At 45.1% G+C, this 24,916-nt stretch carries 28 protein-coding genes; 12 read left to right on the top strand and 16 right to left on the bottom strand.

The features are described from left to right. Window positions 1-58: 58 nt before the first annotated feature. From modD to RWM02_RS02335, 10 genes are all read right to left on the bottom strand, one after another. Window positions 59-901: a ModD protein gene (gene modD / locus RWM02_RS02380; RefSeq protein WP_314068843.1), complete on the bottom strand. Its 843-nt coding sequence runs from the start codon at window positions 899-901 to the stop codon at window positions 59-61. Beyond that, a complete protein-coding gene (locus tag RWM02_RS02375) occupies window positions 888-1,169 on the bottom strand; it encodes a helicase (RefSeq protein WP_314068841.1) in 282 nt (93 codons plus the stop codon). Before RWM02_RS02375 ends, modD begins: the two co-directional genes overlap by 14 nt. Then, the gene (locus tag RWM02_RS02370) at window positions 1,166-2,602 is read right to left on the bottom strand and encodes an alanine/glycine:cation symporter family protein (protein WP_314068914.1); all 1,437 of its coding nucleotides are present in this window, start codon (window positions 2,600-2,602) and stop codon (window positions 1,166-1,168) included. Before RWM02_RS02370 ends, RWM02_RS02375 begins: the two co-directional genes overlap by 4 nt. A 41-nt stretch (window positions 2,603-2,643) precedes the next feature. Beyond that, the gene (locus tag RWM02_RS02365; RefSeq protein ID WP_314068839.1) at window positions 2,644-4,719 is read right to left on the bottom strand and encodes a heavy metal translocating P-type ATPase; all 2,076 of its coding nucleotides are present in this window, start codon (window positions 4,717-4,719) and stop codon (window positions 2,644-2,646) included. Continuing rightward, a complete protein-coding gene (locus RWM02_RS02360) occupies window positions 4,703-5,047 on the bottom strand; it encodes a YtxH domain-containing protein (RefSeq protein WP_314068837.1) in 345 nt (114 codons plus the stop codon). Before RWM02_RS02360 ends, RWM02_RS02365 begins: the two co-directional genes overlap by 17 nt. Beyond that, entirely contained in the window at window positions 5,044-5,349 is a 306-nt protein-coding gene (locus RWM02_RS02355) for a Cys/Met metabolism pyridoxal-phosphate-dependent enzyme (RefSeq protein WP_314068834.1), read from the bottom strand. The genes RWM02_RS02360 and RWM02_RS02355 overlap by 4 nt, the downstream gene beginning before the upstream one ends. Before the next feature lie 12 nt (window positions 5,350-5,361). Then, the gene (locus RWM02_RS02350) at window positions 5,362-5,763 is read right to left on the bottom strand and encodes a hypothetical protein (protein WP_314068832.1); all 402 of its coding nucleotides are present in this window, start codon (window positions 5,761-5,763) and stop codon (window positions 5,362-5,364) included. 22 nt (window positions 5,764-5,785) lie between these two features. Further along, window positions 5,786-6,433: an aminotransferase gene (locus RWM02_RS02345; protein WP_314068830.1), complete on the bottom strand. Its 648-nt coding sequence runs from the start codon at window positions 6,431-6,433 to the stop codon at window positions 5,786-5,788. After that, the gene (locus tag RWM02_RS02340) at window positions 6,430-6,771 is read right to left on the bottom strand and encodes an HMA2 domain-containing protein (RefSeq protein WP_002946902.1); all 342 of its coding nucleotides are present in this window, start codon (window positions 6,769-6,771) and stop codon (window positions 6,430-6,432) included. The genes RWM02_RS02345 and RWM02_RS02340 overlap by 4 nt, the downstream gene beginning before the upstream one ends. A 109-nt stretch (window positions 6,772-6,880) precedes the next feature. Further along, complete coding sequence (locus RWM02_RS02335) at window positions 6,881-7,318, bottom strand: Fur family transcriptional regulator (protein WP_314068828.1); 438 nt, start codon at window positions 7,316-7,318, stop codon at window positions 6,881-6,883. Window positions 7,319-7,477: 159 nt separating this feature from the next. Between RWM02_RS02335 and RWM02_RS02330 the strand changes: the two genes are divergently transcribed. Next, complete coding sequence (locus RWM02_RS02330; RefSeq protein ID WP_002945385.1) at window positions 7,478-7,687, top strand: hypothetical protein; 210 nt, start codon at window positions 7,478-7,480, stop codon at window positions 7,685-7,687. Window positions 7,688-7,713: 26 nt separating this feature from the next. On the opposite strand, the gene RWM02_RS02325 is transcribed toward RWM02_RS02330, so the two are convergent. After that, entirely contained in the window at window positions 7,714-8,403 is a 690-nt protein-coding gene (locus tag RWM02_RS02325; protein WP_122863057.1) for a lipid-binding SYLF domain-containing protein, read from the bottom strand. 91 nt (window positions 8,404-8,494) lie between these two features. Here RWM02_RS02325 and pgp3 point away from each other — a divergent pair, with 91 nt between their 5' ends. The 5 genes from pgp3 (at window position 8,495) to RWM02_RS02300 (ending at window position 12,090) form a co-directional block, all read left to right on the top strand. After that, the gene (pgp3, locus tag RWM02_RS02320) at window positions 8,495-9,334 is read left to right on the top strand and encodes a peptidoglycan metallopeptidase Pgp3 (RefSeq protein ID WP_314068827.1); all 840 of its coding nucleotides are present in this window, start codon (window positions 8,495-8,497) and stop codon (window positions 9,332-9,334) included. 54 nt (window positions 9,335-9,388) lie between these two features. Further along, entirely contained in the window at window positions 9,389-9,832 is a 444-nt protein-coding gene (locus RWM02_RS02315; RefSeq protein ID WP_314068826.1) for a DUF1104 domain-containing protein, read from the top strand. Between the two features lie 284 nt (window positions 9,833-10,116). Continuing rightward, window positions 10,117-10,779 (top strand): response regulator transcription factor, encoded by a 663-nt coding sequence (locus tag RWM02_RS02310; RefSeq protein ID WP_314068825.1) that lies wholly within the window; start codon window positions 10,117-10,119, stop codon window positions 10,777-10,779. Next, complete coding sequence (locus RWM02_RS02305) at window positions 10,772-10,930, top strand: hypothetical protein (protein ID WP_314068824.1); 159 nt, start codon at window positions 10,772-10,774, stop codon at window positions 10,928-10,930. The genes RWM02_RS02310 and RWM02_RS02305 overlap by 8 nt, the downstream gene beginning before the upstream one ends. Beyond that, window positions 10,918-12,090, top strand: coding sequence for a sensor histidine kinase (locus tag RWM02_RS02300; RefSeq protein WP_314068823.1), 1,173 nt, complete (start codon window positions 10,918-10,920; stop codon window positions 12,088-12,090). The genes RWM02_RS02305 and RWM02_RS02300 overlap by 13 nt, the downstream gene beginning before the upstream one ends. A 159-nt stretch (window positions 12,091-12,249) precedes the next feature. Here RWM02_RS02300 and RWM02_RS02295 read toward each other — a convergent pair whose 3' ends face one another. Continuing rightward, window positions 12,250-14,604 carry a hypothetical protein gene (locus RWM02_RS02295; RefSeq protein ID WP_314068822.1) on the bottom strand — a complete coding sequence of 785 codons (2,355 nt, stop codon included), beginning with the start codon at window positions 14,602-14,604 and terminating at the stop codon, window positions 12,250-12,252. Between the two features lie 208 nt (window positions 14,605-14,812). Here RWM02_RS02295 and RWM02_RS02290 point away from each other — a divergent pair, with 208 nt between their 5' ends. Together RWM02_RS02290 and RWM02_RS02285 are read left to right on the top strand one after the other, a co-directional pair. Further along, window positions 14,813-15,424 carry a trimeric intracellular cation channel family protein gene (locus tag RWM02_RS02290; RefSeq protein ID WP_122863051.1) on the top strand — a complete coding sequence of 204 codons (612 nt, stop codon included), beginning with the start codon at window positions 14,813-14,815 and terminating at the stop codon, window positions 15,422-15,424. A 42-nt stretch (window positions 15,425-15,466) separates the two neighbouring features. Continuing rightward, window positions 15,467-15,811: a DUF1963 domain-containing protein gene (locus RWM02_RS02285; RefSeq protein WP_314068821.1), complete on the top strand. Its 345-nt coding sequence runs from the start codon at window positions 15,467-15,469 to the stop codon at window positions 15,809-15,811. A gap of 33 nt (window positions 15,812-15,844) precedes the next feature. Here the strand turns inward: RWM02_RS02285 and acpS are convergent, their stop codons facing one another. Together acpS and fliL are read right to left on the bottom strand one after the other, a co-directional pair. Beyond that, window positions 15,845-16,198 carry a holo-ACP synthase gene (acpS, locus tag RWM02_RS02280; RefSeq protein ID WP_314068820.1) on the bottom strand — a complete coding sequence of 118 codons (354 nt, stop codon included), beginning with the start codon at window positions 16,196-16,198 and terminating at the stop codon, window positions 15,845-15,847. Beyond that, entirely contained in the window at window positions 16,195-16,719 is a 525-nt protein-coding gene (gene fliL / locus RWM02_RS02275) for a flagellar basal body-associated protein FliL (protein WP_314068819.1), read from the bottom strand. Before fliL ends, acpS begins: the two co-directional genes overlap by 4 nt. Before the next feature lie 60 nt (window positions 16,720-16,779). On the opposite strand from fliL, the gene ybaK reads away from it, so the two are divergent. The 3 genes from ybaK (at window position 16,780) to RWM02_RS02260 (ending at window position 20,959) form a co-directional block, all read left to right on the top strand. Continuing rightward, window positions 16,780-17,253, top strand: coding sequence for a Cys-tRNA(Pro) deacylase (gene ybaK, locus RWM02_RS02270; protein WP_314068818.1), 474 nt, complete (start codon window positions 16,780-16,782; stop codon window positions 17,251-17,253). Window positions 17,254-17,320: 67 nt separating this feature from the next. Further along, the gene (locus RWM02_RS02265) at window positions 17,321-18,715 is read left to right on the top strand and encodes a phosphomannomutase/phosphoglucomutase (RefSeq protein WP_314068817.1); all 1,395 of its coding nucleotides are present in this window, start codon (window positions 17,321-17,323) and stop codon (window positions 18,713-18,715) included. A gap of 168 nt (window positions 18,716-18,883) precedes the next feature. Beyond that, a complete protein-coding gene (locus tag RWM02_RS02260) occupies window positions 18,884-20,959 on the top strand; it encodes an autotransporter outer membrane beta-barrel domain-containing protein (RefSeq protein ID WP_314068816.1) in 2,076 nt (691 codons plus the stop codon). A gap of 72 nt (window positions 20,960-21,031) precedes the next feature. Here the strand turns inward: RWM02_RS02260 and radA are convergent, their stop codons facing one another. Beyond that, on the bottom strand, window positions 21,032-22,372 hold the full coding sequence (gene radA, locus RWM02_RS02255; RefSeq protein ID WP_314068815.1) for a DNA repair protein RadA: 1,341 nt from the start codon (window positions 22,370-22,372) through the stop codon (window positions 21,032-21,034). Window positions 22,373-22,546: 174 nt separating this feature from the next. On the opposite strand from radA, the gene brnQ reads away from it, so the two are divergent. Beyond that, a complete protein-coding gene (gene brnQ / locus RWM02_RS02250; protein WP_314068814.1) occupies window positions 22,547-23,878 on the top strand; it encodes a branched-chain amino acid transport system II carrier protein in 1,332 nt (443 codons plus the stop codon). A gap of 81 nt (window positions 23,879-23,959) precedes the next feature. Here the strand turns inward: brnQ and RWM02_RS02245 are convergent, their stop codons facing one another. Next, window positions 23,960-24,880 (bottom strand): DUF3137 domain-containing protein, encoded by a 921-nt coding sequence (locus RWM02_RS02245; RefSeq protein ID WP_314068813.1) that lies wholly within the window; start codon window positions 24,878-24,880, stop codon window positions 23,960-23,962. Between the last annotated feature and the right edge of the window lie 36 nt (window positions 24,881-24,916).

Raw genomic sequence — 24,916 nt, 5'->3', positions numbered from 1 at the left:
AAATAGCAGTATAAACTGACGCCTAAATCGTTCGTCAAATTTACAAATTTGTAACCCGTTAAACTAACTCCAAAACCGCGGTGATATCTGCCATGCCTTGCGTGTACATAGCTGACGTAACGAGTGCGTCCGCGCCGGCGCTAGCAAATTCTCGGACGTTTTTTAGATTTATCCCGCCGCTTGCGACTAGGGCTGCGTTTGGAGCGATTTTATCTCGTAGATCTACCGCTTGCTTTACCGCCCCCGGCGTAAATTTATCACACTGCACGACGTCGGCGCCAGCCTTTAAAAGCGCTTCGCAATCATCTAAATTTTCGCACTCGACGGCGATTTTGCGCTCGGGGGCTTTTGCTTTAAAGGTTGGAATTTGAGCCAAAAACTCATCATATGAGCCATAAGCCTTGATGTGATTTTTGAAAAATAGCACGCTATCGCTCAAATTTAGCCTATGTATGCCGCAGCCGCCCTCAAGCACGGCTTTTAGGCAAAATTTCTTAGCAAACGGGAAGCTCTTGCGCGTGGCTAGGATTTCGCATTTTGGATTTACGCTTTTGGCCGTCTCGTTCATAGCTCTTGCGTAGGTGGCGATCTTGCAGGCGTGCTCTAGGCAAATTTGTGCTAGTTTCCAGGCTTTGTGCACGTCGTCGTAGCTGCCGCTGATTTTTACGATCGGCTTTTTTGCGGCTGCGACGGCTGAGTTTGGGACGCAAATTTGCGCCTCGCAGTCAAGCGCTCTAGCGATACTCGCCGCGACGTCTACGCAACTAACCGTCACGTCCTCGCGCGGCAGTATGGTTAAAACGGCGTTTTTGCGGATGCCTTGAAGCGAGGTCGTGAGATCAAAGTAGGGTAGATCTTCGCCGATATAGGCTAAAATTTCGGCGTCGCTAAGCTTTATCATCGCTTGCTAGCCTCTTTGCTTCGGCGTTTTTCTTATTTGCGTTTACGATCATATTTCTAAAAATGCCGTTTTCGTAGAGTCCCGCGTGATATAGTGAAAAGCCGACGAATGCGATGCCTGCGATCGTATGCAGCTTCTCGCAGCGGCTTTTGTTTCTGCCTTTAAGCCCTAGCGCCGTTAGGCAAACGGTGGCCAGAGTGACGCTCATGCCGATTTTTGCGACTTTTCTATGGGTTTGTAAATTTAAAAGTTGTCCGCTTATGTTCATTTTTTCCTCCAGCAAGTTGTGTTTGCGATGCCTATGCTCTCAGGGTCAAATTCCGGATTTAGCCCAGCTTTTCTTTGCGATTCGTAGTCTTTTAGGGCTTTTATCATGACTTTTGATAGCATAAAGATCGCCGCGATATTTATCGTAGCCATCGCCGCCATCGTGATATCGGCGATATTCCAGGCGATAGTTAGGTTCATCTGCGCTCCGACGAATATCATCGCGACCGCCGTTAGCTTAAAGGCTAGGGCGATTTTGTGATTTTTGGTAAGGTATTTGATATTTGCCTGCGCGTAGTAGTAGTTGCCGATCAGCGAGGTAATAGCAAAAAGCACCACCGCAAGCGTCGTAAAGTGAAGGCCGATCTCGCCGTAGTACTCGCGCATCGCGGCCTGCACCAAAGGAAGCGCGGTTAAAACTTCGCCGCTAGCGCCGGTTTGCTTTGTGATATAGGCCTGCGAGAAAAGCACTATCATGCCTGAAGCCACGCAGATCGTCATATCTATAAAAACCGCCATCGCCTGCACGAGTCCTTGCTTTACGGGGTGGCTAGTGTGAGCCGCGGCGGCCGCGTTTGGCGCAGAACCCATGCCGGCTTCGTTTGAAAACAGGCCGCGCTTGATACCGTAGACGATCACGCTGCCTGCAAATCCGCCGAATATCGCCTTAAAATCAAAGGCGCTTTTCATGATCATATCAAAGACGGCCGGGAGCTTGTCTAAATTTAAGCAGATCGCGATAAAGGCTAGCAGGATGTAAGCAAGCGCCATGAAAGGCACGATGTAGGAGCTAACCTTGCCGATGACGTGGCTCTTGCTAAAAAACATCACCGCCGCAAATGCCGTTAGGATGATACCGATACCCACGGGCAAGCCGCTATCGCTAAAGCTCGTAGCACCCGCGCTTTGGTCGTAGTAAATTTGAAAGGCGGAGGTCATGGTGTAGCTTTGTAGGCCGTTAAATCCGTACGCGTACGTGATGATGAGAATGACGGCAAAAAGGCTCGCCATCCACTTGATGCCTAGGCCGTTTTTGATGTAGTATGCCGGGCCGCCCTTAAAGCCCAATACATCTTTGGTCTTGTAAATTTGAGCTAGCGTACTCTCGGCAAATGCCGAAGCAGCGCCCAAAAACGCCATCAAACACATCCAAAATAGCGCGCCCGGTCCGCCAGCTACGATAGCGGCGGAGATGCCGGCGATATTTCCGATGCCCACGCGCGATGCGGTGGAGATCATAAGCGCCTGAAAGGGCGTAAGGTGGTGCTTGTTGTATTTATCTTTTTTCTCGACTAAAACCTTGCAAGCCTCGAAAAACATCCTAAACTGCACGAATCTCGTGATATAGCTAAAATAAATACCGGTAAGAACGAGCACGATAACCAAAAAATAGCCGTATAAAAAGTCGTTGGCTAGCGACATCTCGTCGTTCATAAATTTTAAAATTTTATCTATCAACCGTCATTCCTTCAAATTTACTTCGCGCCTATCTTGACGCCTTTCATCGAATTTGCCAGCAGTCCGATCGTCGTACCGTTGTGTAAAACGGCCGTGGCGATAGGGTTAAATAGCCCAAACGTCGCGCCTGCTAGGATGAGCGAGTTTATGCCGACGGTAGCGTTAAAATTCGTATTTATCAGCCTCATAGTTTTATTTGCGACGTCTTTTGCGACGGCTACCGAGCCGATGTCGTCTTTTAGCAGGCTGATGTCGGCGGTGGCTTTTGCTATGTCGGCGCCCTTTTGCATGCTGATGCCTACATGCGCCTTGGTGAGGCTTGGCGCGTCGTTGATGCCGTCTCCGATAAAGGCTACTTTTTTACCCTCGGCTTTTAGCTGCTCGATGATGCCTGCTTTATCGGTAGGTAGGCAGTTTGCGTAGACTCTGTCGATGCCTAGCTCGCTTGCTACCTGATCGGCTTTAGACTGCACGTCGCCCGTTAGCATAATGAGCTCTTTTACGCCTAGTTTTCGTAGCTTTGCTAGTGTCTGCGCGGCGTTTTCTCGCATGGTGTCGCGCATAGCGATGACGCCTAAGAGCTCTTTGTCGTAGCCTACGTAAAGTAGCGTGAGTCCGCTATCTACTTCGCTTTTTATGATTTCTTCATGTTTGCTAAATGAAATTTGCTCGTCGTCCTCTAAAAAATGCCGCGAGCCGATCACGACCTCTTTGCCGCCTACGTATGTTTTTACGCCGTGAGCGACGATAAACTCGACCTCGTCGTGGTGGATGTGGTGAAAACCTATCTCGCGCGCGGCCTTTACGATGGCCTCGGCTACCGGGTGGAAGTAGTGCTCCTCAGCGCTTGCGGTCAAATTTAACAGCTGTGCTTCGGTAAATTCTTTTTTAAACGAGTGAACTTTCACGACGCTTAGGCTGCCGTGCGTTAGCGTGCCTGTTTTATCAAAGACGAAAGTATCGGCGCTCGCTAGCGCTTCGATAGCTTTAGCGCCCTTTATCAGTACGCCGTTGCGGCCGGCTTTTGAGATGCTTGATTTAAAGGCGACGGGCGTGGCTAGCTTTAGCGCGCAGGAGTAGTCCGCCTGCAAGACGCTAGCTACGCGAGTCATATCGCGACTAAGCAGATACGAAACGCCGGCTAGGCTTAACGTCACGGGCACTAGTTTGTCGGCTAGCTTCGTGGCTTTTAGTCCGACGGCCGATTTTTCGTTTAGCGAGCTTTGGATGTAGGATTTTATCCTAGCAGTCGCGCTTTCGGCTGCTATGCTCTCGGCCCAGATTTTTATGCGTCCGTCCTCGACGACCGTTCCGCTCATCACGCGGTCGCCGCGCTCTTTTTTGACGGGTTCTGCTTCGCCCGTCATCGAGACTTGATTTACGCTTGCGGTGCCTTCCACAATATAGCCGTCGATGCCGATGCTCTCGCCTGTACCGACGACTACGATGTCGCCTATTTTAACGTCGACGGTCGGGATTTTTTTGAGAGATTTTTTGCCGTGATCATTTATCTCGATCCAGACCTCTTCGATATTCGGGCGGGCTAGCTCTTTGATGAGGTCGTCGCTGCGGTGTACGGCGCTTTCTTCCATGTATTCGCCGATGGTTAGCATGAGATTTGTGCTATTTGCCGCTAAAAAGTCGCGCCTAGCCAGGCTCACGCCCACTGCGGTGGCTTCGAGTACTTTTGAGGTTATGCCTTCGTTTACGGCTTCGCTTGCGCCTTCTTTTAACAGCGGAGCGGCGGCTATCAGGCTAGCCATAGCTTTGACGCCGTTGTTGTTTATAAGAGGCGTGATGGCTAGAGCCGTTGCCGCCTTGTAAATTTCAGCCTTGCTCGGGCTATTTTTGCGCTTGCTTAAATTTGCGATCGGCAAATTTTCGATGAACTCTTTGATCTCGTTTAAATTTGACTCAAAGCCGACGATGATACTTTTTGCTTTTTTGTTTACCCTGACGCTTTTTGCGTACCTAAACTCCGAAATTTGAGCCTCCAAACGGCTCTCGTCACAGTCCTCGCCGATGCGTTCGCAGACGAAGCGCACGCGGTTTTTAGTCAGGTGCGCGATGCGAACATTATTTTTGGGAGTCAATTTCGGCCTTTACGTCTTCAAATCGCTCTTTTAGTTCTTCAAATCCTGCTTGAAGCAAATTTGATCCTTTTGCGATAGCTGAAAATAGCGCTTTTTGTGCGTTTTCGTTTGTTAGCACGTATGCCACGACGCCGCCTATGAGCGCACCTTTTATAAAGCCTGCCGCATTAAAATTTGCCGGGATAAAGTCCTTTAGCGCGTCGTTTATGCCGCGGTCAAACGCGCTTGGCGCGCCGGTAGTTTTTACCATAGTCGTCGTAGTTGTCGTGCTGCCGTCGTCGTTTAGCTGATTTACTGTTTGAGTTTGATTGATGTATGGGTTTTTCATTTGCTTTCCTCTAAATTTTTGATTAGTTTCTCCGTCGCTATCACGCCTGCGATACCTACGGCTACGGTGACTGCCGCGGCAAAATAGCGTGCAGAGACTAGTTTGTTTGACGCGCTAATGGCGCATGCCGTGACGATACCGCCTTGGATCGCGGTTTTGGTCGTTTTTGCGACTACTTCGGCCTTGCTTGCGCTGCCTTTTTTATAGTTTAGTATGCCTACGCCGCCGGCTGCTATCGCGCCGATTAGCGCGCCGCTTATCATATGATCTAGTGGGAGTCTAGTTGTTGATGTTAAATTCATTCTATACCTTTATTATTTTTCTAAATTTGGCTCAAGCGCATTTGCGATATCTTCGGCTAAAATTTCGGTTTGTGTAGCCGCTTTTGCCGGAGCTTTTTTAGCTCTTGGAGCTCTTTTTTTCTTAGCTTTTGTTTTCTCGGCTTCTTTTTCAGATTTCTCTGCGGCTACTTCGGCGCTAGTGCGTCTTGTGCGTTTTTTTGTTTCGGTCGCCTCTTCGCTTGTTTTAGCAAATTTTTTCTCGGCGTACTCTTTTGCTTCGCCTATTTTTTTCTCGGCAAATTCTTTTGCGTTTTCGGCAAACTCTTTGCCTTTATCTAGTCCGTTTTCAAGGGTTGATTTGATTTTATCTTTGTTGTTAAAAGCCGCGACGGCTAAACCTCCTAAGATTGCTCCTGCGATAAACGGTAATGCCATTTTTTATCCTTTATGTTGAATTTTATTCTTTATCTTTATTTTTATCTAAATTTTTACTGAGCATCATGCTAGCTAGTCCGCCAAGCGCCAAACCGCCGAAAAATGAAAAATTCGGATTGTTTAAAAGCGCGATAGCGTCCTCTTTGCTGCCTTGCCCAGAGCCTATGCGCTCTAGCGTTTGACTGATTTGTTTAAAGCTATCCGAATCAAAAGCGTTTAAGATATTGTCGTTCGGATTTTGAGCCGTTTGCGCCTGCTCCTCTTGGCTTGCGTTATCCGCACCTTGAAACTGCGCGGCTAAAATTTGAGCCAGTTTTGCTTTTAGAGCCGGGATGTATTCGTTATTTGACGTAGCCCAGAGCCTAAAGCAGACGTCTTTAAAGTTTTCATCGCTCAGGCTGTCGGTCAAATTCTCATAAAACGCGTTTAGCTCAAGCTCGTAGTTTAGGGCTTTTATAAAGCAAGCGTCAAGATCCTCGCACGCTAAAGCGCAAAAAACTTGCGGATCGGCGGGGTCTGCATAGGGCTTTAAAAGTTCCAGCCCGCTTCGCCTAACCGCTAAAATTTGATCAAAAATTTCATCTTTTTTGCAGACGTTTTCGTAAAATTTTACTCCCTGCGACTCTAGTAAAAACACCGCATTTGCGGCTTGCTTTAGCTCCTCGTTCATCTTGCGCCGCCGGTAGCTTTTTGAGCTAGATTATTGATGAGGGCTGAGATTTCGTGTAAATTTTGGCCTTTTAACAGATCGTCCCACATCTTTTTCGGGAAAATTTCGTGGTCGTATTCGATCGTTGCCGAGCCGATTAGCTTATTAAATTTGACGTTTTTTATGCCGTCTATTTGCTTGATCGTTTGGTCTATTTTTTCTAACGGCAAGCTGTCCGCTTCTTTTTTGATATCGCTGCTGACGCGGACTCTTAAACGGCCTGCGACGTGGTGGATCGGCGTAAAATACGAAGCTATGCGTAAGACTAGCTCCGATGGTATATGTGGTGCTGCGCTCATGTTTCTCCTTTGTTTTTTGGCGTATTATCTATTTGTCACGCTTAAATTTAACTGAAACTTTTTTGCATATCGTTATCAAATCATTTTTGATAAAGAGGCGCAAAATAGGCTATATGTTTTGGCACTTTGGACAAATTCCGTATAAAATCATCGCATGACCTTCGAGTTTAAAGCCTGAATTTTTACAAATTTGTTCTTGTTTTTCTTCTACATATTTATCGAAAAAACTCTCCGCCGCACCGCATTTTATGCAGATTAGATGGTCGTGATGCGACTTTAAATTTAGCTCGAATTTATTTATCCCGTTCTCTTCAAAGCTTAAAACGAGACCGAAGTCCTGCAAAAAATTTAAAAACTGATAGATCGCCGTGAGGCTCACGTTTCGTCTAAATTCGCTTTTGATCTTGGTTTGTATCTCGCTTGCGCTAAGATGCTCGTCGCTGGAAAATAAAATTTTTAAAATTTGCTCTTTTGCGGCGGAATTTTTATATCCGTAATCCCGTAAAAGCTCTAAAAATTTCATATAAAATTTATCAAAAGTGTGCATTTTGCCACCGTTTCAGCCGATTAAAATTACTTTTTATTATAGTAAAAAAAGCTGATAATGCGATAAATTTAAGACCAATTCTCAAAAAATGGAGATTTTGGCTAAGCGGTTATAAAGGTTATTTTGGCATAATTCCGCAAAAATTTTAAAAGGGAAGCCATGACGTACGACGAACTAGAACTTGAGGCGGTTTTGCTGGAGGTTTTAGAAAACCGAGGCAATTTTGAATCGCTTGACGATGAAGAGCTTTTCGAACTTATCGAAGAGGTCGCAAAATATACCGACGGAGATTATGAAGAGGCGTTTGAGTATATGACTCAGTTTTCGCCGATTAATAAAAAAAGATTCGTCTCTCTTTATACGGTTTAGCCGCTAGGCCAAACCGTTTTTAAAACTTATTTTTCGCTTTCAAAATATTTATTTATTATTTCTTTTAGCTTTTTAGTATATCTTGAGTCTTTCGGAGAGTTGTTGTAGATATCTTCGATTGCGTACATTCTCTCGTAGTAGTCGTTGGTGTCTTGCATATTTATAACTAAATTTGACGCGTTTAGGCTAACGCCGAAAAATATTCCTCTCTCTTTCGATTTTGATACGCCAAATGCCGAAATCTCAGGTAGATCCGTCATCGCGGCAGCTTTTTCGCCGACTCCCATTATAGCGGCATCGACGCTAATATCTAGGGTGCCTTTACCGTTTACTAAACCGTCGTAAGATCTGCTTGATTTAAAAAGTATTATCAAATCGCTTGATTGGTAGCCTGCTTGCGCGCCTATGCCGCCGCCTCTAAAATCCACGAATATCGGGCTGCTCCACTCGTTGTCATCGTTTTTAGCTACGAAAATACCGCTTCCGTTATGTCCGCTGATTATAAATCCGCTTTTAACGAGATCCGGGATAATTACGATGCCCTTGACGTCTTTTAGGTTGATTTTTCTATTTTTTTCGGCAAGTTTTTCGTTATCTTGTCCAAACGTATCTAGGATATTGAGTGCCGTTTTTACCCTTTGATTTTGCGTGAGCTCGGCAAAGGCAGCACCGGATAGCAACATGAGGCAAAGCGCCAGTTTGAAAAAATTTCGCATTTTGTTTCCTTTTTCGTAAAATTTACCCGCTATTATAGTATTTTTTTATTAAATTTAAAAATTATTCGTTAAATTTACGTAAAGGATGTAAATGAAAAAGATTATTTTAGCGGTTTTGCTCTGCCTAAATTTAAGCGCAAAAGCGCAGAGCGGCACGCCGAGCCAAACTCAGACGATCGTAAACGGCGACGTCGAGATAGTGCAGGTGGAGGCTAAATTTGCCGGAAATTTAAGCATTGACGGCAAGAAAAAGCGCTGGCTTAGCGTGCCCGGGGATGAAAATTTAAAATTTGCCATCGTCGCCGCTAGCTACCGTCAAAAGGGCGAAATAAAGCTAATAAACGGCCTTAAAGGCGGCGATGAAACGATAATTTTTAAGATCGTAGAGGGTCAATATAAAAAAGAAAAAATAACCGTCGAAGGCAGCAAAGTAACGCCGCCAAAAGATGTGCTAAAGCGTATCGAGGAGGAGCGCGAGGAGGCAAATAAAATCTACGCGACGGCTAATGCCGGGCTAAAATTTGACTCCAAATTTATCCTGCCGATGAGCTCGGCTATCACGAGTCCGTTCGGTACTGCGCGCGTATTTAACGGCACTTTAAAGAGCTATCACGGCGGCACGGACTTTAGAGCGGCGGTCGGCACGTCCGTAGTCGCGGCAAACGACGGCGTAGTCGTCATCGCAAAAGACCGCTACTATGCGGGCGGATCCGTGGTGATCGATCACGGCGAGGGCATTTACACTCAGTACTATCATCTAAGCGCGCTAAACGTCAAAGTCGGACAAAGCGTCAAAAAAGGCGACATCATCGCGCTTAGCGGCGCTAGCGGACGAGTGAGCGGGCCGCACCTGCACTTTGGCGTAATCGCTGGCGGCGTGCAGGTAAATCCGATAAATTTCGTCAAAAAAATCAACGAAATTTTAAATTAACATTTTTTTCACGACTTTTCTTTAAACTTCGCTCATCTTTTTGAAGGAGAGAAAATGAAAAAAGTAGTTTTGATCAGTATGTTGGTTGCGGGCGGGCTTTTTGCCGCTTCGCTTGAAAATAGCACGAACGACGAGCTTTATAAAATGGTCGCAAACGCCGACGCTAAAACGCTTAGCGAGGTAGCGTTTGAGATAGATAAGCGCGCGGGCAAGCTAAAATTTGAAGCCAAAGAGGCTAAGCGCGGGCTAAAGGCCGAAATCAGAAAGAAGCTTGACGCGATGAGTATCGCCGATAAAGAGGCGTTTATGCGCGAGTTTAGAAACGGCTATAACGCCCAAGTTGGCGCGCTAAGCGTGGCGGAGGCTAAAAAGCTTGATATCGAGCTGAAAGACGATGACGACGATGATTTTCACAAGAAATTTAAGCACGATTTTAAGGGCGGATTTATAAAAGATAAAGACGGCAAAGGCCCTCATATGCCGCAAGGTAAAGAGTAAATTCGGCCTTTTTTAGGCTTTGTGGGGCGGATTTTCGTTTAAATTTGCGCGAAAATTTGCTCCGGTTTTTACAAATTTAAGCACTTTGACGGGGGCGTAAATTTATGAAATTTTGCCCTGGAATTTAGATGAAATTTGATAAATTTACGCAGGATTTATTTGTAGCGAAATTTGAGCGCTCTTTGAAAATCTCGGATGAAAACGAGCCTTACAAGCAGGATAAATAAACCCGAAAATCAAGCGGATAAAACGCCGTAAAACGACAAAAATAAAACGGAGCGAAAATGAGTAAAATTTTGATCGTCGAGGACGAAAATATGCTGCTTGAGATGATGTGTGCGTATTTGCAGGCTCAGGGCTACGAGACGGCGGGCACAAAAAGCTACGACGATGCGTTAAATTTAGCCTACGAGAGCAACTTTGATCTTTGGATATTTGACGTCAAGATCATCGGCGGCAGCGGTTTTGCGCTACTTCGGGAGCTGCGAAACACGGGCAAAAACACGCCTTGTATATTTACGACCTCGCTAAATACGCTTGATGACGTACAAACCGGCTTTACTAGCGGCTGCGACGACTATATCAAAAAGCCGTTTGAGCTAAAAGAGCTGCATCTGCGCGTACAAAATTTGCTAAAACGCACCTTCGTACATAACAAAAACGAGCTGGTAAATCTGGGCGAAAATTTGGGCTTTGATATGAATCAGGGTCTGCTGTTTCGTGACGGCAGGGCTGTCTCGATGCCTAAAAAGCAGTCTAGGCTGCTAGCACTCTTACTTAAAAATCAGGATAAATTTTTGAGTAGAGAGGAGATCTATTCTCAAATTTGGGACTACGACGAGAGTCCTAGCGAGCTTAGTTTGCGCGTTTATATCGCGGAGCTGCGTAAAATTTTAGGCAAAGAGCGTATCGTTAGCGCATCAAAGCTAGGCTATAAATATGTTTAAGCTTTTTAGTGCGGCCGAGATACAAAGAGTAGGGCGCGGGTTTGAAATTTCATCCAAATTTACGCAAGATTCTTGCCGCTTTAGGCTCCAAAATTTACGTCCGCAAGATAGCCGCAAATTTAACCCAAAAGGCGGCAAATGTCACTTCTAAAATCAGTTAAAAAAGCCTTTGTTGCGATCTCGGACCGTCAAATTTTACCTATTTTTTTGCTTTATTTTATCACGAGCGCCGCGTTTTTGGTCTTTTTCGCGCAGATGTTTTACGAGCGTGAAAAGCATTTTATCCTAGACCGCGACGTATTTATCGTGCGAGATTTGCAGCATGACCTGCAAAATAAACTGCAAAAAAACGGCGAGATAGACGACGATGATTTCGACGACGTCGAGGCTTTTGCCGTAAATTTAAAAACGGGCGAGGAGATCGAGGACGACTTTGAGCCGCGCGAAGGCATGCCGAGCAGATACAAGGACGGAACGAGCTCGGTTGTGCAGTTTTATCTCAAAAATCGCCTCGGCGAGGAGGAGTACTACGTCGCGGTCAAGGTCGCGGATCCCGAGTTTGCGATTTTGACGCTAAAACTCAAGATAATATTTTTCTCGTTTATGATACTGCTTGCTATTTTAGTCATAGCTTATTTTATCATCCGACTTTCGCTGCGTCCGCTTTACCGTCGTATCGACTTTTTAAACGGCTTTATCAGGGATACGACGCACGAGATAAACACGCCTCTTAGCGTCATTTTGATGAGTATAGAGATGTTTGAAACCGATCCCAAAAAATACCTAAATAACATAAAAACCGCCTCTAAAACGATCTCGACGCTTTACGAGGATCTCACGCTGGTAAAGCTTAGCGGCAAAGATGACGTAGCGGCGACGAGCTTTAGCCTTAGCGAGCTGGTGCGCGAGCGGATCGGGTACTTTGGGCTAAATTTGGAGCAAAAAAATATAAATCTAAGCACGCAAATCGCCGAAGTGCAGCTACGCTCGTCCTATAAAAAAACGAGAAAAATCATAGATAATCTGCTCAGCAACGCCATAAAATATTGCGACGAAAACGGCTCGGTAAGCGTAAATTTAACTCCCGCAGCGCTCGCGATATCAAACAGCGGCGCGGGCATCGCGAAGGAAAATTTGCCGCGGATTTTTGATCTTTATACGCGGTTTGACGAGCGAAACGGCGGCTTTGGTATCGGGCTTCACATCGTTAAAACATTTTGCGAGGAGCTTGGGTTTAAAATCTCGTGCAAAAGCGGCGGCGGACTAACCGAGTTTCGCGTCGGTCTTGGTAGTAGCGCGGTTAAAATTTAAAAAAGCCGAGTTGTAAATTTAGGGTGCTTTGGTTTATGCGGCAAGTTCGAGTCAAATTTTAAACCGTCAAATTTGGCCCAAATCGCTAAACTTAAATTTGATGCGCAAGCGGGCTAAATTTAGAAAGTATGCAAAACCGAGAAAGCCAAATTTGGTATATCAAGGCAGAATATCGACGTTTATTTCGTTTTTTACCTCTACGGTTACGCTTTGGGTAGTACCGTTATATTCGGTGTACTCCGAGCCTACGTTTCCTTGGTTAAAGTTTTTAAGATGCAGCGTATCTCCGCTCTCGCCGTCTATCCTTAGCCTGTTGTCGCTATCCGTCATATCAAGCACGTTCTTGGCGGTTATCGTGGTTTCGACGTTGTTTTCGGCGCCTCCTAGCTCAAGTTTTTCAAAGTCTTTGACCTTGCTAAAGTCTATGGTTTCGGAGATATTTAGCGTATCTTCGCCGTCGCCACCTTTTATGACGGAGGTTGAGACGTTTGCTCCTTTTTCTATCACGACTTTGTCGTTGCCCTCGTCGCCTCTTATTTCGGAATAATTATCAAAATTTGCTCCGGCTTTCATGTTTATGGTATCGTCGCCTCTACCTCCAAATATCACGGAGTGCGAGACGTTTGCGCCGCCGTTTAGGTTTATGGTGTCGTCACCTTCGCCTCCGGTTATGCGGGAGCCGTTTTGGATCTGCGCGCCGCTGTTGATATGTATTTCGTCGTCTCCTTCGGCGGCGTTTATCTGGGCTTTATCAAGGATCGCTCCGTCGTTTACGTTTATAGTGTCGTTGCCCATACTGGTGTGTACGTACGTGCCTTGCTTAAACTCGGCTCCGCTGTTTAGCGTTACGACGTCTTCGCCTTTGCCCGTGCCTATGCCGGCAGGGTTTCCTGATATAGTAGCGTTTTCAAAGGCGCTATTAGAGATGGTTACTTCGTCGTTATCATCCTCCATAAATAGCTCGGAATTTATAAATTTAACTCCGTCTAGCTCGATCTTTTCCTCGCCCGCGCCTGTGTTTACCGCGACGTTGGTGAGCGTTACGCCGGATTTTATGTTGATGCTATCGTTGCCTGCGTATGTTGATATGATGGAGTCGTTTCTGTTGTTTGTAGAGCCGGTCACGTCGGATTCTATATTTATCGTATCGACGTCTTTTCCCGTCGTTACTCTAACGTCTTTAAAGGTAGAATTTTGCCCCAATGTCACCTTATTTTCTCCGTTGCCCGCGATGATAACTACTTTTTCTAATGCGGAATTTTCAACCGTTATGATATCGTTGCCTTCATCGGTATCTATCGCGGCTTTTGAACCGCCTTGACCTTTGACGGCGGAGTTTTTTATAGTCACCGTATCATCGCCCGTGCCGGTATGTAGTTCGGAATTTTCTATGATGCCCTTTATGTTTACGATATCGTTGTCTTCCTCGGTGTTGATGCTAGAGCTATCTGTAACTTGGCCCTTTATGTTTACGATATCGTTGTCGGAGCCGGTATTTGCGACGAAATGATTTTTAACGTGACCGCTAAGATTTAGCGTATCGTCGCCCGCACCGGTATTTATATGCTTGCCATCGGTTTGCGCGTTTCCTTGTATGTTTAGGTAGTCGTCGTGGTCTATTATTTTGCCAGTTGCGCTAGAGTTTATTATCTCGGTATTGTCCGTGGTGACGGTTAGGGTTAAATTTCTAGAGTAGTCCTTGTAGGTTACGCCGTAGTCTTCGTATTTAACGCCGTTTGCATCTACTTTTGATTCGCCTTCTACGCCTTGGTTTTGGTTGTCGCTCTGCGTCGTAGGGGTGCTCGATAAATTTACGCCGCCATGCCCGTCGTTATCTATGATTTTTACTCTTATTTGAACGCTATTTATATCGTTGGCGTCGGCGATGGTTGCTTGGCTGCCGCTAGTCCAGCTTAAGCCGCCGTCGGTCGAATACTGCATAGAACCCGCCTCGTAATCTACGCCTGCCGTTCCGCCGCTTAGGCTAAAATTTAGCGTAGTCGGTCTAGCTTTTAGGGCGCTTCCTACGGATAAAGCAAATGTCAAATAATCACCAGATCCCTCCATGACATCGCTTAGAGATCTTACTTGTAGTGCTTTTGGCGCAGGGGATGATGAAATTATCTTGGTAGCAATACCGATAGCTCGTTCAACTGCAATAGAAGGTTGATTTTGCGTATACGGGTTGCTATAAGTTGCAATTACGCTTGATATATGGCCGCCTTCTGTAAACGCAACCTTGCTCAGGCTCACGCCATCTAAGCTAGCCGAACCGCCACTACCGTCAGTTGCGCTTTCCTTTGTATCTTGAGTTTGAGTTTCGTCCAGCGATGGTTGCTGTAACGCAATGGTGTCGGCCGCTACGGTCGCGTCTTCAATGTTTTCTTTTACTGTTGCGCCTTGATCTGATAGAAAAGTATCTTCGTCTGTTATGACTACGTCTTTATCGCTATTTTGCGGTATGACGATGGCGTCTTTTTCGATGCTTTTTACGATACTTGCTTCGGCCGGCACGACTATCCTTTACTTTAAAATTTGCGCTATTATATTGTTTTTTCTATTTTTTGTATATTGTACTTGAGTGCAGATGTGGTTTTTAAATTTACAACCGTAAAATCGCAAACACAATCAAAATAGGCGCTTTTGTTTGGTATTTCGTTTAAATTTATCCATTTTTTTATTTTAAAAATGTAAAATCTCGTTTAAAAACTTAAGGCTGAAAATGACTGCGCTCCTTGTCGCCGAATACATCGGCATCGCCTCGGCAGCCACGAGCGGATTTATCTTCGCGGTTAAGCGCGACTGCGACTGGCTGGGTATCTTTATCGCCGCGCTTCTGACTGCGCTTGGAGGCGGATTTATGCGCGACGCTATCGTCTCGCGCCCGCCGTATTCGTTCACGCACTATGCTCCGTGCATTATCGTGATGGTGATGCTCTTTCTCTCGGCGTTTTTACGCCTGCATAAGCGAAGCGATATCGAGAAAAAATTCCTTTTCGTCACCACCGACGCCGTGGATCTCGTGAGCTTTTCTATCGTCGGGGCGATCGTGGCGCTGCAGTTTGGCTACAACGTATTTGGCGTCGTGCTGCTAGCGCTTTGCAACGGCGTGGGCGGAGGTATGATACGCGACGTGCTCTTTAACGAAGTGCCGTGGTGTCTTAAAACCGGGCTTTACGCGACGGTTAGCATTGTCGTGGGACTGATTTATTTTGCTATGGATTATGCGGGATTTACGAGCGTGTTTTGGGTGATGGGGCTTTTTGCGTTTGGAGTCGTGTTTAGGCTTGCGGCGTATTATCTTGGTTGGCATTTACCGACTTTGCAAAAGTGAAATTTATCTAACTTTTTACCGAGATGCGTTAAATTTGATAATTTGCAAAATTTACGTGCAAGATACGAAAAGTACTGTCTCGGACGTATATTTGAGGATATAAAAAACTATACTAAAAATGCGGTAAAAATTTCGGCAAAAGAAAGCGCCGATCGACAAATACCGATAAGCGCGTCAAAATTCGGCGGATTGCTCAATATGCCGCGAAGCGAGCCGTGGCCCGCAAACGAACAAGCTGGCGAACTGCTTCATTTTATAGCACAGATAAATTTTAGCGAAGTTTCGGAGTTTGAAAAAATCGCCGCGGATAAAAACAGTATCAAATTTGACTTGCGCTTGTCGAGTAAATGGGATCGGCGGCGGTTGCCAAATTTGGCAAAATTATGATTTTTGCTTCACTTCCGAGCTAAATTTGAAAGCTTAATCCGCTTTTTGCAGTATCGCAGCGGCGATCGCAAAGCCGCCGTCATGACTAATGGTGATTTGTGCGTCTTTTAGATTAAAATTTTTGATGATTTTTTCTGAGAGTTTTACTTTGGGAGCGTTTTTGTCGTCTTTGTAAATTTGAGCGTCAAAGAATGAAAACTCGGTCGAGATTCCGCAACCAAGAGCTTTGCTGATAGCTTCCTTAGCTGCGAAAAATCCCGCTATCGTAGCGTCCGTTTTTGCGATACTTATCTCGTCGTCGCTCAAAAAATATCTCAAAAAATCCTCGCCTCGTCGCTCTTTAAGCCTTGAGATTCGCGAGATCGCTACGATATCTATGCCGATCATTGCACCACAAAGTCGGTAAAGTAGATATTTTTTATATGACCGTCGGCCAAAACCTCGTTTAGGCGGTCGACTATCTCGTCTTTTAGGCGGTTTTTGCCTTTTTGAGTGCTTACCTCTTCATACGTTTTAGACGAGAGGGTAGATACGATGATGTCTCTGATTAGCGGCTTTTTCTTGTCTATTTCAGGCGTTAGCGTCTCGGCGCTTAGTTCTAGATCGACCTTTGTTTTCAGGTATCTTGAGCCGCTTTCACTAAGTAAATTTACGATAAACTGATCGAGCGGATAAACGGGCCCCATATTTATGTAGTCGTTTGAGCGCTTGCCTGCCGTGTTTTTTGGTGTCGCTGATTGGACTTGCTCGGTTTGCGCTTGTGCCGTTTGCCCCTGCGTAGCGTCGTCGTTACCGCTCATTAATAAAAACGCAAGCAACCCTCCGACCACCAAAAGTAGTATCAAAATAACGATGATTATGATTAAAACTAAGCTACTGCTTTTTTTAGCTTGTGTCTCTTCAGCCATCTATTCTCCTTAAAATTTTAGCTATAATTATATCTTAAATTTTTGAAAAATGAGAAGGCAATGGTACATAAAACAAACGCCGCAAGGTTTCTAGACGGCAAACATATCCCCTACGAGCTAGTCGAATACGAAGTGGACGAAAGCGATCTGAGCGCCGTTCACGTGGCTACCGTTTGCGGCGAGCAAATAGAAAAAATCTACAAAACCATCGTCTGCGAATGCGAGCCTAGAGGCTACGTCGTAGCGTGCATACAGGGCGATTTGAGCTTAAATTTAAAGGCTCTAGCAAGACTTAGTGGGCATAAAAAATGCGAACTTTTAAACTTAAGAGAGCTTGAAAAAGTGACGGGCTATATCCGTGGCGGCTGCTCGCCCATAGCGATGAAAAAGGCGTTTGAAACGTTTTTTGACGAGAGGATTTTAAAACAAGACTACGTCTACGTAAGCGCCGGCGTGCGCGGAAAACAGATAAAAATTGCGTCCCAAAGCTTAATAGAAGCCATCAACGCAAAGCTCGGCGACGTCGCCGTTTAGTAAAATTTAACCCAAAAATGCTAAAATACGCCGTCTTAAAATAAAATAAATTTAAAAAGGTAAAATTTTGATAGAAGAAATTTTTAGAGAATACGACATACGCGGGATTTTCGGGCAAGATCTAAATGAAACGAGCGTCAAGGCGATCGGGTTAAATTTAGGCCGCGAAATGCTACGCAGGGGCGCAAAAAAAGTTAGCGTGGGGTATGATGCTAGGCTAAGCGCGGGCGAGATATTCGGTTGGCTAGTTAGCGGGCTAAATTTAGCCGGAATCAAGGTCTATGGTATCGGTTTGCTACCGACGCCGGTCGGGTATTTTAGCGTGTTTACGGACAAATTTGACGCAAACGTAATGATAACAGGCTCTCATAATCCAAAAGAGTATAACGGCTTTAAAATCACGATTTTTAAGGATAGTTACTTCGGCGAGGATTTGCAGAAGCTAAAAGTCGCCGTGTTAGCAGACATCGCGGCAAAAACGCAAATTCCAAACGATCTAAGAGCTGAAAAATTCGACATCGCGACGCCTTATAAAAATTTTCTTATAGAGCAGTTTGCGCATTTAAAAGCCTTATCGCTTAAAATCGTTATCGACTGCGCAAACGGTGCGGTCGGAGCGGTTTTGCCCGAAATTTGCGAGGCGTTAAATTTAGACGCTCAAATTTTATACTCCGAGCCCGACGGAAACTTCCCAAATCATCACCCAGATCCTAGCGAGGAGAAAAATTTAAGCGATCTAAAAACCGCATTAAAGGGCAAATTTGACATAGGGTTTGGTTTTGACGGCGACGGCGACCGCATCGCGGTTCTAACCAAAAAACGCAACATAAAAGGCGACGAACTAGCCTACCTATATAGTCTTGCGATGAAAAATCCCAGGGTGCTGGGCGAGGTCAAATGCTCGCAAAATATGTACGACGAGATCGACGCGCACGGCGGCAAAAGCTTCATGGGCAAAACCGGCCACAGTAATATCAAAAAGGCGATGAAGGAGCTAAATATCGATATGGCGGCCGAGGTGAGCGGGCATATTTTCTTCAAGGAGCGGTATTTTGGCTTTGACGACGCGACGTATGCGATGTTTCGCGCGCTAGAGCTTGTGGCAAAAGGCTTTAGCCTAGATGGCGAGCTGGATAAACTACCCAAGGTCTTTAGCACCGACGAGATAAAAATAAAAACGACCGACGCGCAAAAATTTAAGCTGGTTGCAAATCTAAAAGAGGTCTTAGTAGAAATTTACGAGAAGGGCGACGCGCAAAATTTGCTAGCAGGTCTAGGTAAGATAGCTGAAATCATCGACATAGACGGCGTTAGAGTGAGATTTGACGATGGCAGCTGGGCGCTAGTGCGAGCCTCAAATACGACGCCGGTTATCGTCACGAGATTTGAGGCAAAAGATGAAAAAACTTTGGAAAATTTACAAACCGTGTTTGGTGAATTGATAAAAAAAGAAAGTACATAATTTTGCAAGCCATAACGAGATAGTTTGCAAAATAGAACTAAAATATACTATAGACCATATTCATCTAGCTTTTTTGAATTTCCAATATATAATTTTAGTTTAATTGCAAGTATGGCGATATATTTTTCATAGCTAATAAATCTAATAAAATACAATAAAGGAGAAAAAATGAAGCATAATAATATTGCTTTATGTTTTGTGTTAGGGTGCTCTTTATATGGAGCAGAAAATATTGTTATTGATGCAGATACTCAGGCATCGTACTATGCAAGATACTTAGAGAACAATAGTTTGTTTGGCGGTTACTATGGTTTTAACCCTGGCGAGACAAGTGGAAGCTATTCTGATAATAGCGTTACGTGGAATGCTACTCCTGCCAATATGGCTAAAAATAGTAGATTCGGAGTTCGGATATACGGCGGATTAAACCAATCGACAAGAAACAAAAATGCCTCTAATAATAAAGTATATATCAACGGCGGAGATAGGATACAGTCGGTTTATGGTGGTTCTGCAGAAACAGGGGACGATAGTGCTTCAAATTTTGTAACAGTAAACAATGGCAAGATAAGTCAAGATGTCGTAGGCGGACATAGTATTGGGGGCGTGGCTAGTTTAAATTCTGTAACTATAGATGGCGGAATGGTAGGCGAAGACGTTATGGGCGGCCATGCTGTAAACGGCGGTAAAGCAAACGGCAATATCGTAACCATAAAAGGCGGAACGATAAAAGGGCAAATTTACGGTGGAAAAGGCAGTAGTGACAATGTAGACAATATAGTAAATTTAGATGCAAGTTTGTTGAGCTTACAAACTATTTACGGCGGCGACTCTATATCTAGCGAATTTACTAAAACCACAAAAGGAAATACTTTAAATATTCGCGGCAAAAATATAGAGGCTGGAAATATCGTAAATTTTGAGTATGTTAATTTTTACCTACCTTCAGACGTGAGAGCCGGCGATACTATTTTAAATTTAAGCGGTAAAACAGGCAATCAGAATAAAAATACCGACTTGACGCGTTCGCTTTTAGCTGTAACCATGGGGGCGGAAAATAATAATCTCAATGTGAACGACAGGATAACTTTAATCTCAAACCCGCATGGTATTTTGTATCCAATAGAGCTTGCGGATAAAATAAAAAATCATAATGAAAATTTACAAGCTATAGCCGGAATATCAACCATATATGAGTTTAATCTACAAAAAGATGGTAGTGATTTGACCGCTCAAGGAAATAATTTGTATGCGGTAGTTGCTAAAAAAGTTAGTCCGCTAAGTCCCCATAACGGCAGTAACGAGCAAAAACTTATAGATACCGTGCAAAAAAGCACATTAGAGCCGACCGTTGGCGCTATAGCCATCATCAATCAAAGCTCTGAAGTTGTTTCAAATATAGACCTTGGCGGCGTAGCCGACAGTGGCGAATTAAATGGCGGCGTGGTAACGGGCGCCGCCATATCTAATACTAGACACAATTCAGGCTCGCACGTGGATGTAAAATCAGTATCATCTGCTGTGGGGGTTGCGAAAGAATTCAAGGATGTCGTTACGGGCGCGTTTTTAGAATTTGGAGGCGGCAATTATGATACCTTTAATGAATATAGCGGTACTTTTGGCGGAAGAAGCGTAGGCGATATTAAAGGAGAGGGCAAGATGCGTTATTACGGAATAGGACTTCTTAGTAAAGCAAGCTTGCCAGTAAATTTCTATACTGAAGCTACCGTAAAGATAGGCAAAATAAAAACCGATTACGAAACGGTATTGCCTAACGGCGTAAAGGTCGGCTATGACGCATCAAGGAGCTACTATGGCGGACATGTTGGCCTAGGTAAAGTATTTGAAATAACTGATTTTTCAAATATTGACGTATATTCTAAAGTATTTTTTACTAGAGTCGGCAAAAAGCAAGTCGAATTAAATAGTGAAAGAATATTGCTAGGCAAAAGCGACTCGTTAAGAACAAAAGTAGGCTTTAAATTTTCTCAAGGTATAAATGATGGTCTTCTGTGGTTTGCTGGTCTTGCATATGATAGAGAGTTTAAAGGAAAATCAAACGGATACAATTTAACGTATAGTACGGATATTATTTCGCCTTCCATGAAGGGCAATACCGGCATAGCAGAGTTTGGATTAAAATTTAAAACACAAAAAGGATTTGAGACAAATTTGAAATTTGAAGGCATGGTTGGTAAAAGAGAAGGCGTTGCTGCTGCAGCCGAGATTATGTATAAATTTTAAATATTCTTCTTTACCTCAAGGCTCCATATGGGTGCCTTGAGGTAATTATGTGGCTTTTGGGTTGCAACAAACTCACATCCACTCCAAAACCTGCGTGATATCGCCGGCGACGAAGCATTTTAGCCCCTGCGCGTCAAGCGGCTTAGACGGGACGATCGCGTTTTTAAATTTCTGCGTTTTGGCCTCTTTTAGGCGCTGATCGAGGTTAAATATCTCGCGAATCTCGCCGTTTAGGCTAAGCTCGCCCATAAATACGCTTTCTTTGCTGATCGGACGGTTTTTAAAGCTGGAAATGATCGCCGCGACTACGGCTAGATCGGCCGCCGTTTCGCCGATCTTGACGCCGCCGCTGACGTTGATGAAAACATCGTAGTGGCCCAGCGGGATCTCCAACTTGCGCTCAAGTAGCGCTAGCAGCATATCTAAGCGGTTTTTTTCGTAGCCCGTGGAGCTGCGCTTAGGATACGCGCTCTCGCACACGAGCGCCTGGATCTCGACGCTAAGCGCGCGCGAACCCTCCATCGTGATAGTGATCGCCGAGCCGCTAGTAGCCTTGCCTCTCGTGAAAAATTTGCCCGCAACGTCGTTGGCGCTGATTAGACCGTTTTGGCTCATCTCGAAAATCCCCACTTCGCTAGTCGAGCCGAAGCGGTTTTTAAAACCCCGTAGCATACGTAGCTCGCGGCTGGAGTCGCCCTCGAAATAAAGCACCACGTCCACCATATGCTCCAAGATACGCGGCCCAGCGATCGAGCCGTCTTTTGTGATATGTCCGATGATAAAGACGCAGATATTTTCGTTTTTGGCTAGGCGCATTAGCTCGAAGGTAATCTCGCGCACCTGCGACACCGAGCCCGGCGCGGAGGCGATTTTTTCGCTGTAAAGGGTCTGTATGGAGTCGATGACGAGGATTTTATACTCGTTTTTGCGTACTTCGGCGAGGATGTTTTCGAGTAAAATTTCCGTGAGTAAAAATAGCCCCTCTTTGACTGCGTCTAGGCGCTGAGCTCGCATTTTGATTTGACTCGCGCTCTCTTCGCCGCTGACATACAGCGTTTTTTTGCCCTGGGCGGCGAAATTTGACGCGATTTTTAGCAGCAAAGTGCTTTTACCGATGCCTGGGCTTCCGCCGATTAGCACCAGCGAGCCCTCCACGACGCCGCCACCAAGAACCAGATCTAGTTCGCTATTTTGCGTACTGATGCGCGTGACTTTTTCGATCTCGACCTCGCTGATTTGCTTTGCGAGGCTTGGTTTTGCGGAGCTTTTTGAGATCTCTTTTAGCGTTTCGATCTGCTGCGCGTTTAGTTCTAAAAAGCTATCCCAAGCCCCGCACTGAGGGCATTTGCCGACCCATTTGCTCTGCTGATTGCCGCAGGCTTGACACTCAAATACCGTTTTTATTTTCGCCATATTTTTCCTTTGCGCGATTATACTTTAAAATGTTTAAATTTTACTCCCGCCGCACGGTTAAATTTCAAATCGAAACACGCGCGAGCGAAAAATAAGCAAATTTAACTCAAATCAACGAAAATTCAACTTTATCTAAATACAATTTGCCAAATTTAAAACTAAAATGGAGCGAAAATGAAACAAAAGCTTAGCAAAAATCAGTTTTTAGTCATCTCGCTCACGCTTTTTGCCATGTTTTTCGGCGCAGGGAACTTTATCTTTCCGCCGAATTTGGGGCGAGAGGCTGGGCAGAATTTTTACGTCGCGATCATGTTTTTTTGCGCTACGGCGGTGCTTTTGCCGGTGCTTGGCGTCGCAGCGATCGCTAGAGCAAAAGGGCTTCAAAGCCTAGTTCGCCGCATAGATCCGGTATTTGCGGTGCTTTTTACGGCGCTTTTATACCTCACGATCGGGCCGCTTTTTGCGATACCTCGCGCGGCAAACATGCCCTTTGATATCGCGGTTAAGCCTTTTATTGCGCACGAAAATTTGCAAATTTGGCTATTTTTTTACTCGGCGGCGTATTTTGCGTTAAATTACTACATCTGTCTAAATCCCTCAAAACTAGTCGATCTACTCGGCAAATACCTCACTCCGCTACTTTTGGCGCTCATTTTGCTGCTTTTTGGGGCGGGATTTTTCTTCCCGATAGGCGAGTTTGCCGCTCCTAGCGGCGAGTACGCGCAGCACGCCGCGGCCAAGGGCTTTGTAGAGGGCTATCAGACGATGGACGCGCTAGCGTCGCTTGCCTTTGGTATCATCGTGATAAACGCCATCAGAACCGTGGGCGTAAAAGACGAGCGTCATCTCGTCTCCTCGACGATAAAGGCAGGCATGACGGCGGGCGTGATTTTGATGGCGATTTATTTGATGCTGGGCTACCTCGGCGCGACGTCGGCAGAGCTTTTTAAAGACGCGCCGCAGATAAACGGAGCTGAGCTGCTATCGCGCATTAGCGGCTATTATTTCGGTAAGGCTGGCGTTTTGGTGCTGGGTTCGGCGTTTTTTCTAGCGTGCATTACTACGACGCTAGGGCTTATCAGCTCTGCTAGCGAGTACTTCGAGGAGCTAACGGACGGGCGCGTAAAATATAAAATTTGGGTTGCGGCGTGGTGCTTGATCGGCTTTGGCGTGGCAAATTTCGGCCTTACGACCATCATCAAGGGCTCGATCCCGGTACTGATCGCCATCTATCCGATCGCCATCATGCTCATCATCCTTTCGCTCATCAATCCGCTGATCGACTCGAGCAAGCTCATCTACCGCACCTGCGTCTACGTCTGCGTGGTCGTCGGCACGATAAACGGCCTTGATATCGCGGGCGTTTCCGTGCCGCTAGTGACGGATCTCGTCAAGGAAATGCCGTTTTACGACTCGATGCTGGGCTGGATCGTGCCTAGCGCGGTCGCATTTGCGGTGACTTACATACTGCACCTTGTGCTAGAAAAGAGAGAAAATACTTTTTAACTACTAGCGGCAAAGCGCGGATTTTCTTGCATGCGGCTATAAAATTTCAAGACATTTTAGAAATTTTATAGCCGAAATTTTTTAATAACTATATATGTTCCAATATGATTTTAATTTATAAAGGTAAAGGCTCAAATTTAACTCGTCTATGACGCGTAATAGCCGCAGGATCTCGTCTTTTATGGCTTGTGCATCAGAAAGGCTTAGCGGCGGGTCAAAGAGCGAACTTTCAAAACGGTTTTTTGCGCCGTTTAAAAAGAGATAAAATTTATCGTCCATAAACGCCGCGCTTAGCGATACGGCACTGTCAAAACCCTGCTTAACCTCGCGTAGGCGTTGCATAAAACCGGGGCTTAAAAGATAGCGCGCTTCTATTTTGTCGTCGGTAAATACGCGAAATTCGTTGCTGAACTCCGTATCGTCCAGTATCTCTTTTTCGCCAGATATTTTCGTATTTAGCACCTTCTTGTCGGCCAGTATCGTTTGTCCTTTAAAATTTTTATAAAACTCGCAGACTAGTACTGTACCGTTAAAGTCCATATATTCGTCGTATATGGCTTTGCTTACTCTCAAAAGCGCCAGATAAGGGTTTTTTGAGCCGTTTGAGTTATATGTTTTTTCTACTTTTATAGCCTCGCTTAATTGAAATTTGACATTAGCGTAAGTACCGCTTATTTGGTCTTCGCCGTAAAAATTTACGTGCCTGTATATTCCGCTTTTATAAAATTCGTTTGCGCTGATGCCTTTTTGAGGCTCGTATGTAAAATTACTATCTATATCGGCAACTACCGTGCTAACAAAAACATTTTTGTAGAAGCTTCTATACTCTTCCAGCGTTTCTTCTACTTTTGGAATCCTCGGCGTGACGTATATTGGGATGGCTGCAAATAAAAGAAAGGATATTTCAAAGCGTCGCTCCATAATAATAAAAAGTAGTATCGGTGCGACAAATGTCGTTATAGTCATAAATGTAGCGTATTTTTTTACTATTTTTTTTTGCACTCATTTTGCTTTTGCGTTACGGCTGCGATAGCTTCT

Origin of the sequence: Campylobacter showae (genome assembly GCF_963515975.1) — a bacterium.
Lineage (GTDB): Bacteria > Campylobacterota > Campylobacteria > Campylobacterales > Campylobacteraceae > Campylobacter_A > Campylobacter_A showae_F.
Note: the sequence above shows the minus strand (reverse complement) of the source record. Positions and strands in the feature narration are given on the sequence as shown.

What these genes read in the sequence shown, in the direction of transcription:
- modD (WP_314068843.1), bottom strand. Translation starts at nt 901, where the DNA reads ATGATAAAGCTTAGCGACGCCGAAATTTTAGCCTATATCGGCGAAGAT.
- RWM02_RS02375 (WP_314068841.1), bottom strand. Translation starts at nt 1,169, where the DNA reads ATGAACATAAGCGGACAACTTTTAAATTTACAAACCCATAGAAAAGTC.
- RWM02_RS02370 (WP_314068914.1), bottom strand. Translation starts at nt 2,602, where the DNA reads ATGAACGACGAGATGTCGCTAGCCAACGACTTTTTATACGGCTATTTT.
- RWM02_RS02360 (WP_314068837.1), bottom strand. Translation starts at nt 5,047, where the DNA reads ATGAAAAACCCATACATCAATCAAACTCAAACAGTAAATCAGCTAAAC.
- RWM02_RS02355 (WP_314068834.1), bottom strand. Translation starts at nt 5,349, where the DNA reads ATGAATTTAACATCAACAACTAGACTCCCACTAGATCATATGATAAGC.
- RWM02_RS02350 (WP_314068832.1), bottom strand. Translation starts at nt 5,763, where the DNA reads ATGGCATTACCGTTTATCGCAGGAGCAATCTTAGGAGGTTTAGCCGTC.
- RWM02_RS02345 (WP_314068830.1), bottom strand. Translation starts at nt 6,433, where the DNA reads ATGAACGAGGAGCTAAAGCAAGCCGCAAATGCGGTGTTTTTACTAGAG.
- RWM02_RS02340 (WP_002946902.1), bottom strand. Translation starts at nt 6,771, where the DNA reads ATGAGCGCAGCACCACATATACCATCGGAGCTAGTCTTACGCATAGCT.
- RWM02_RS02335 (WP_314068828.1), bottom strand. Translation starts at nt 7,318, where the DNA reads ATGCACACTTTTGATAAATTTTATATGAAATTTTTAGAGCTTTTACGG.
- RWM02_RS02330 (WP_002945385.1), top strand. Translation starts at nt 7,478, where the DNA reads ATGACGTACGACGAACTAGAACTTGAGGCGGTTTTGCTGGAGGTTTTA.
- RWM02_RS02325 (WP_122863057.1), bottom strand. Translation starts at nt 8,403, where the DNA reads ATGCGAAATTTTTTCAAACTGGCGCTTTGCCTCATGTTGCTATCCGGT.
- pgp3 (WP_314068827.1), top strand. Translation starts at nt 8,495, where the DNA reads ATGAAAAAGATTATTTTAGCGGTTTTGCTCTGCCTAAATTTAAGCGCA.
- RWM02_RS02315 (WP_314068826.1), top strand. Translation starts at nt 9,389, where the DNA reads ATGAAAAAAGTAGTTTTGATCAGTATGTTGGTTGCGGGCGGGCTTTTT.
- RWM02_RS02310 (WP_314068825.1), top strand. Translation starts at nt 10,117, where the DNA reads ATGAGTAAAATTTTGATCGTCGAGGACGAAAATATGCTGCTTGAGATG.
- RWM02_RS02305 (WP_314068824.1), top strand. Translation starts at nt 10,772, where the DNA reads ATGTTTAAGCTTTTTAGTGCGGCCGAGATACAAAGAGTAGGGCGCGGG.
- RWM02_RS02300 (WP_314068823.1), top strand. Translation starts at nt 10,918, where the DNA reads ATGTCACTTCTAAAATCAGTTAAAAAAGCCTTTGTTGCGATCTCGGAC.
- RWM02_RS02290 (WP_122863051.1), top strand. Translation starts at nt 14,813, where the DNA reads ATGACTGCGCTCCTTGTCGCCGAATACATCGGCATCGCCTCGGCAGCC.
- acpS (WP_314068820.1), bottom strand. Translation starts at nt 16,198, where the DNA reads ATGATCGGCATAGATATCGTAGCGATCTCGCGAATCTCAAGGCTTAAA.
- fliL (WP_314068819.1), bottom strand. Translation starts at nt 16,719, where the DNA reads ATGGCTGAAGAGACACAAGCTAAAAAAAGCAGTAGCTTAGTTTTAATC.
- ybaK (WP_314068818.1), top strand. Translation starts at nt 16,780, where the DNA reads ATGGTACATAAAACAAACGCCGCAAGGTTTCTAGACGGCAAACATATC.
- RWM02_RS02260 (WP_314068816.1), top strand. Translation starts at nt 18,884, where the DNA reads ATGAAGCATAATAATATTGCTTTATGTTTTGTGTTAGGGTGCTCTTTA.
- radA (WP_314068815.1), bottom strand. Translation starts at nt 22,372, where the DNA reads ATGGCGAAAATAAAAACGGTATTTGAGTGTCAAGCCTGCGGCAATCAG.
- brnQ (WP_314068814.1), top strand. Translation starts at nt 22,547, where the DNA reads ATGAAACAAAAGCTTAGCAAAAATCAGTTTTTAGTCATCTCGCTCACG.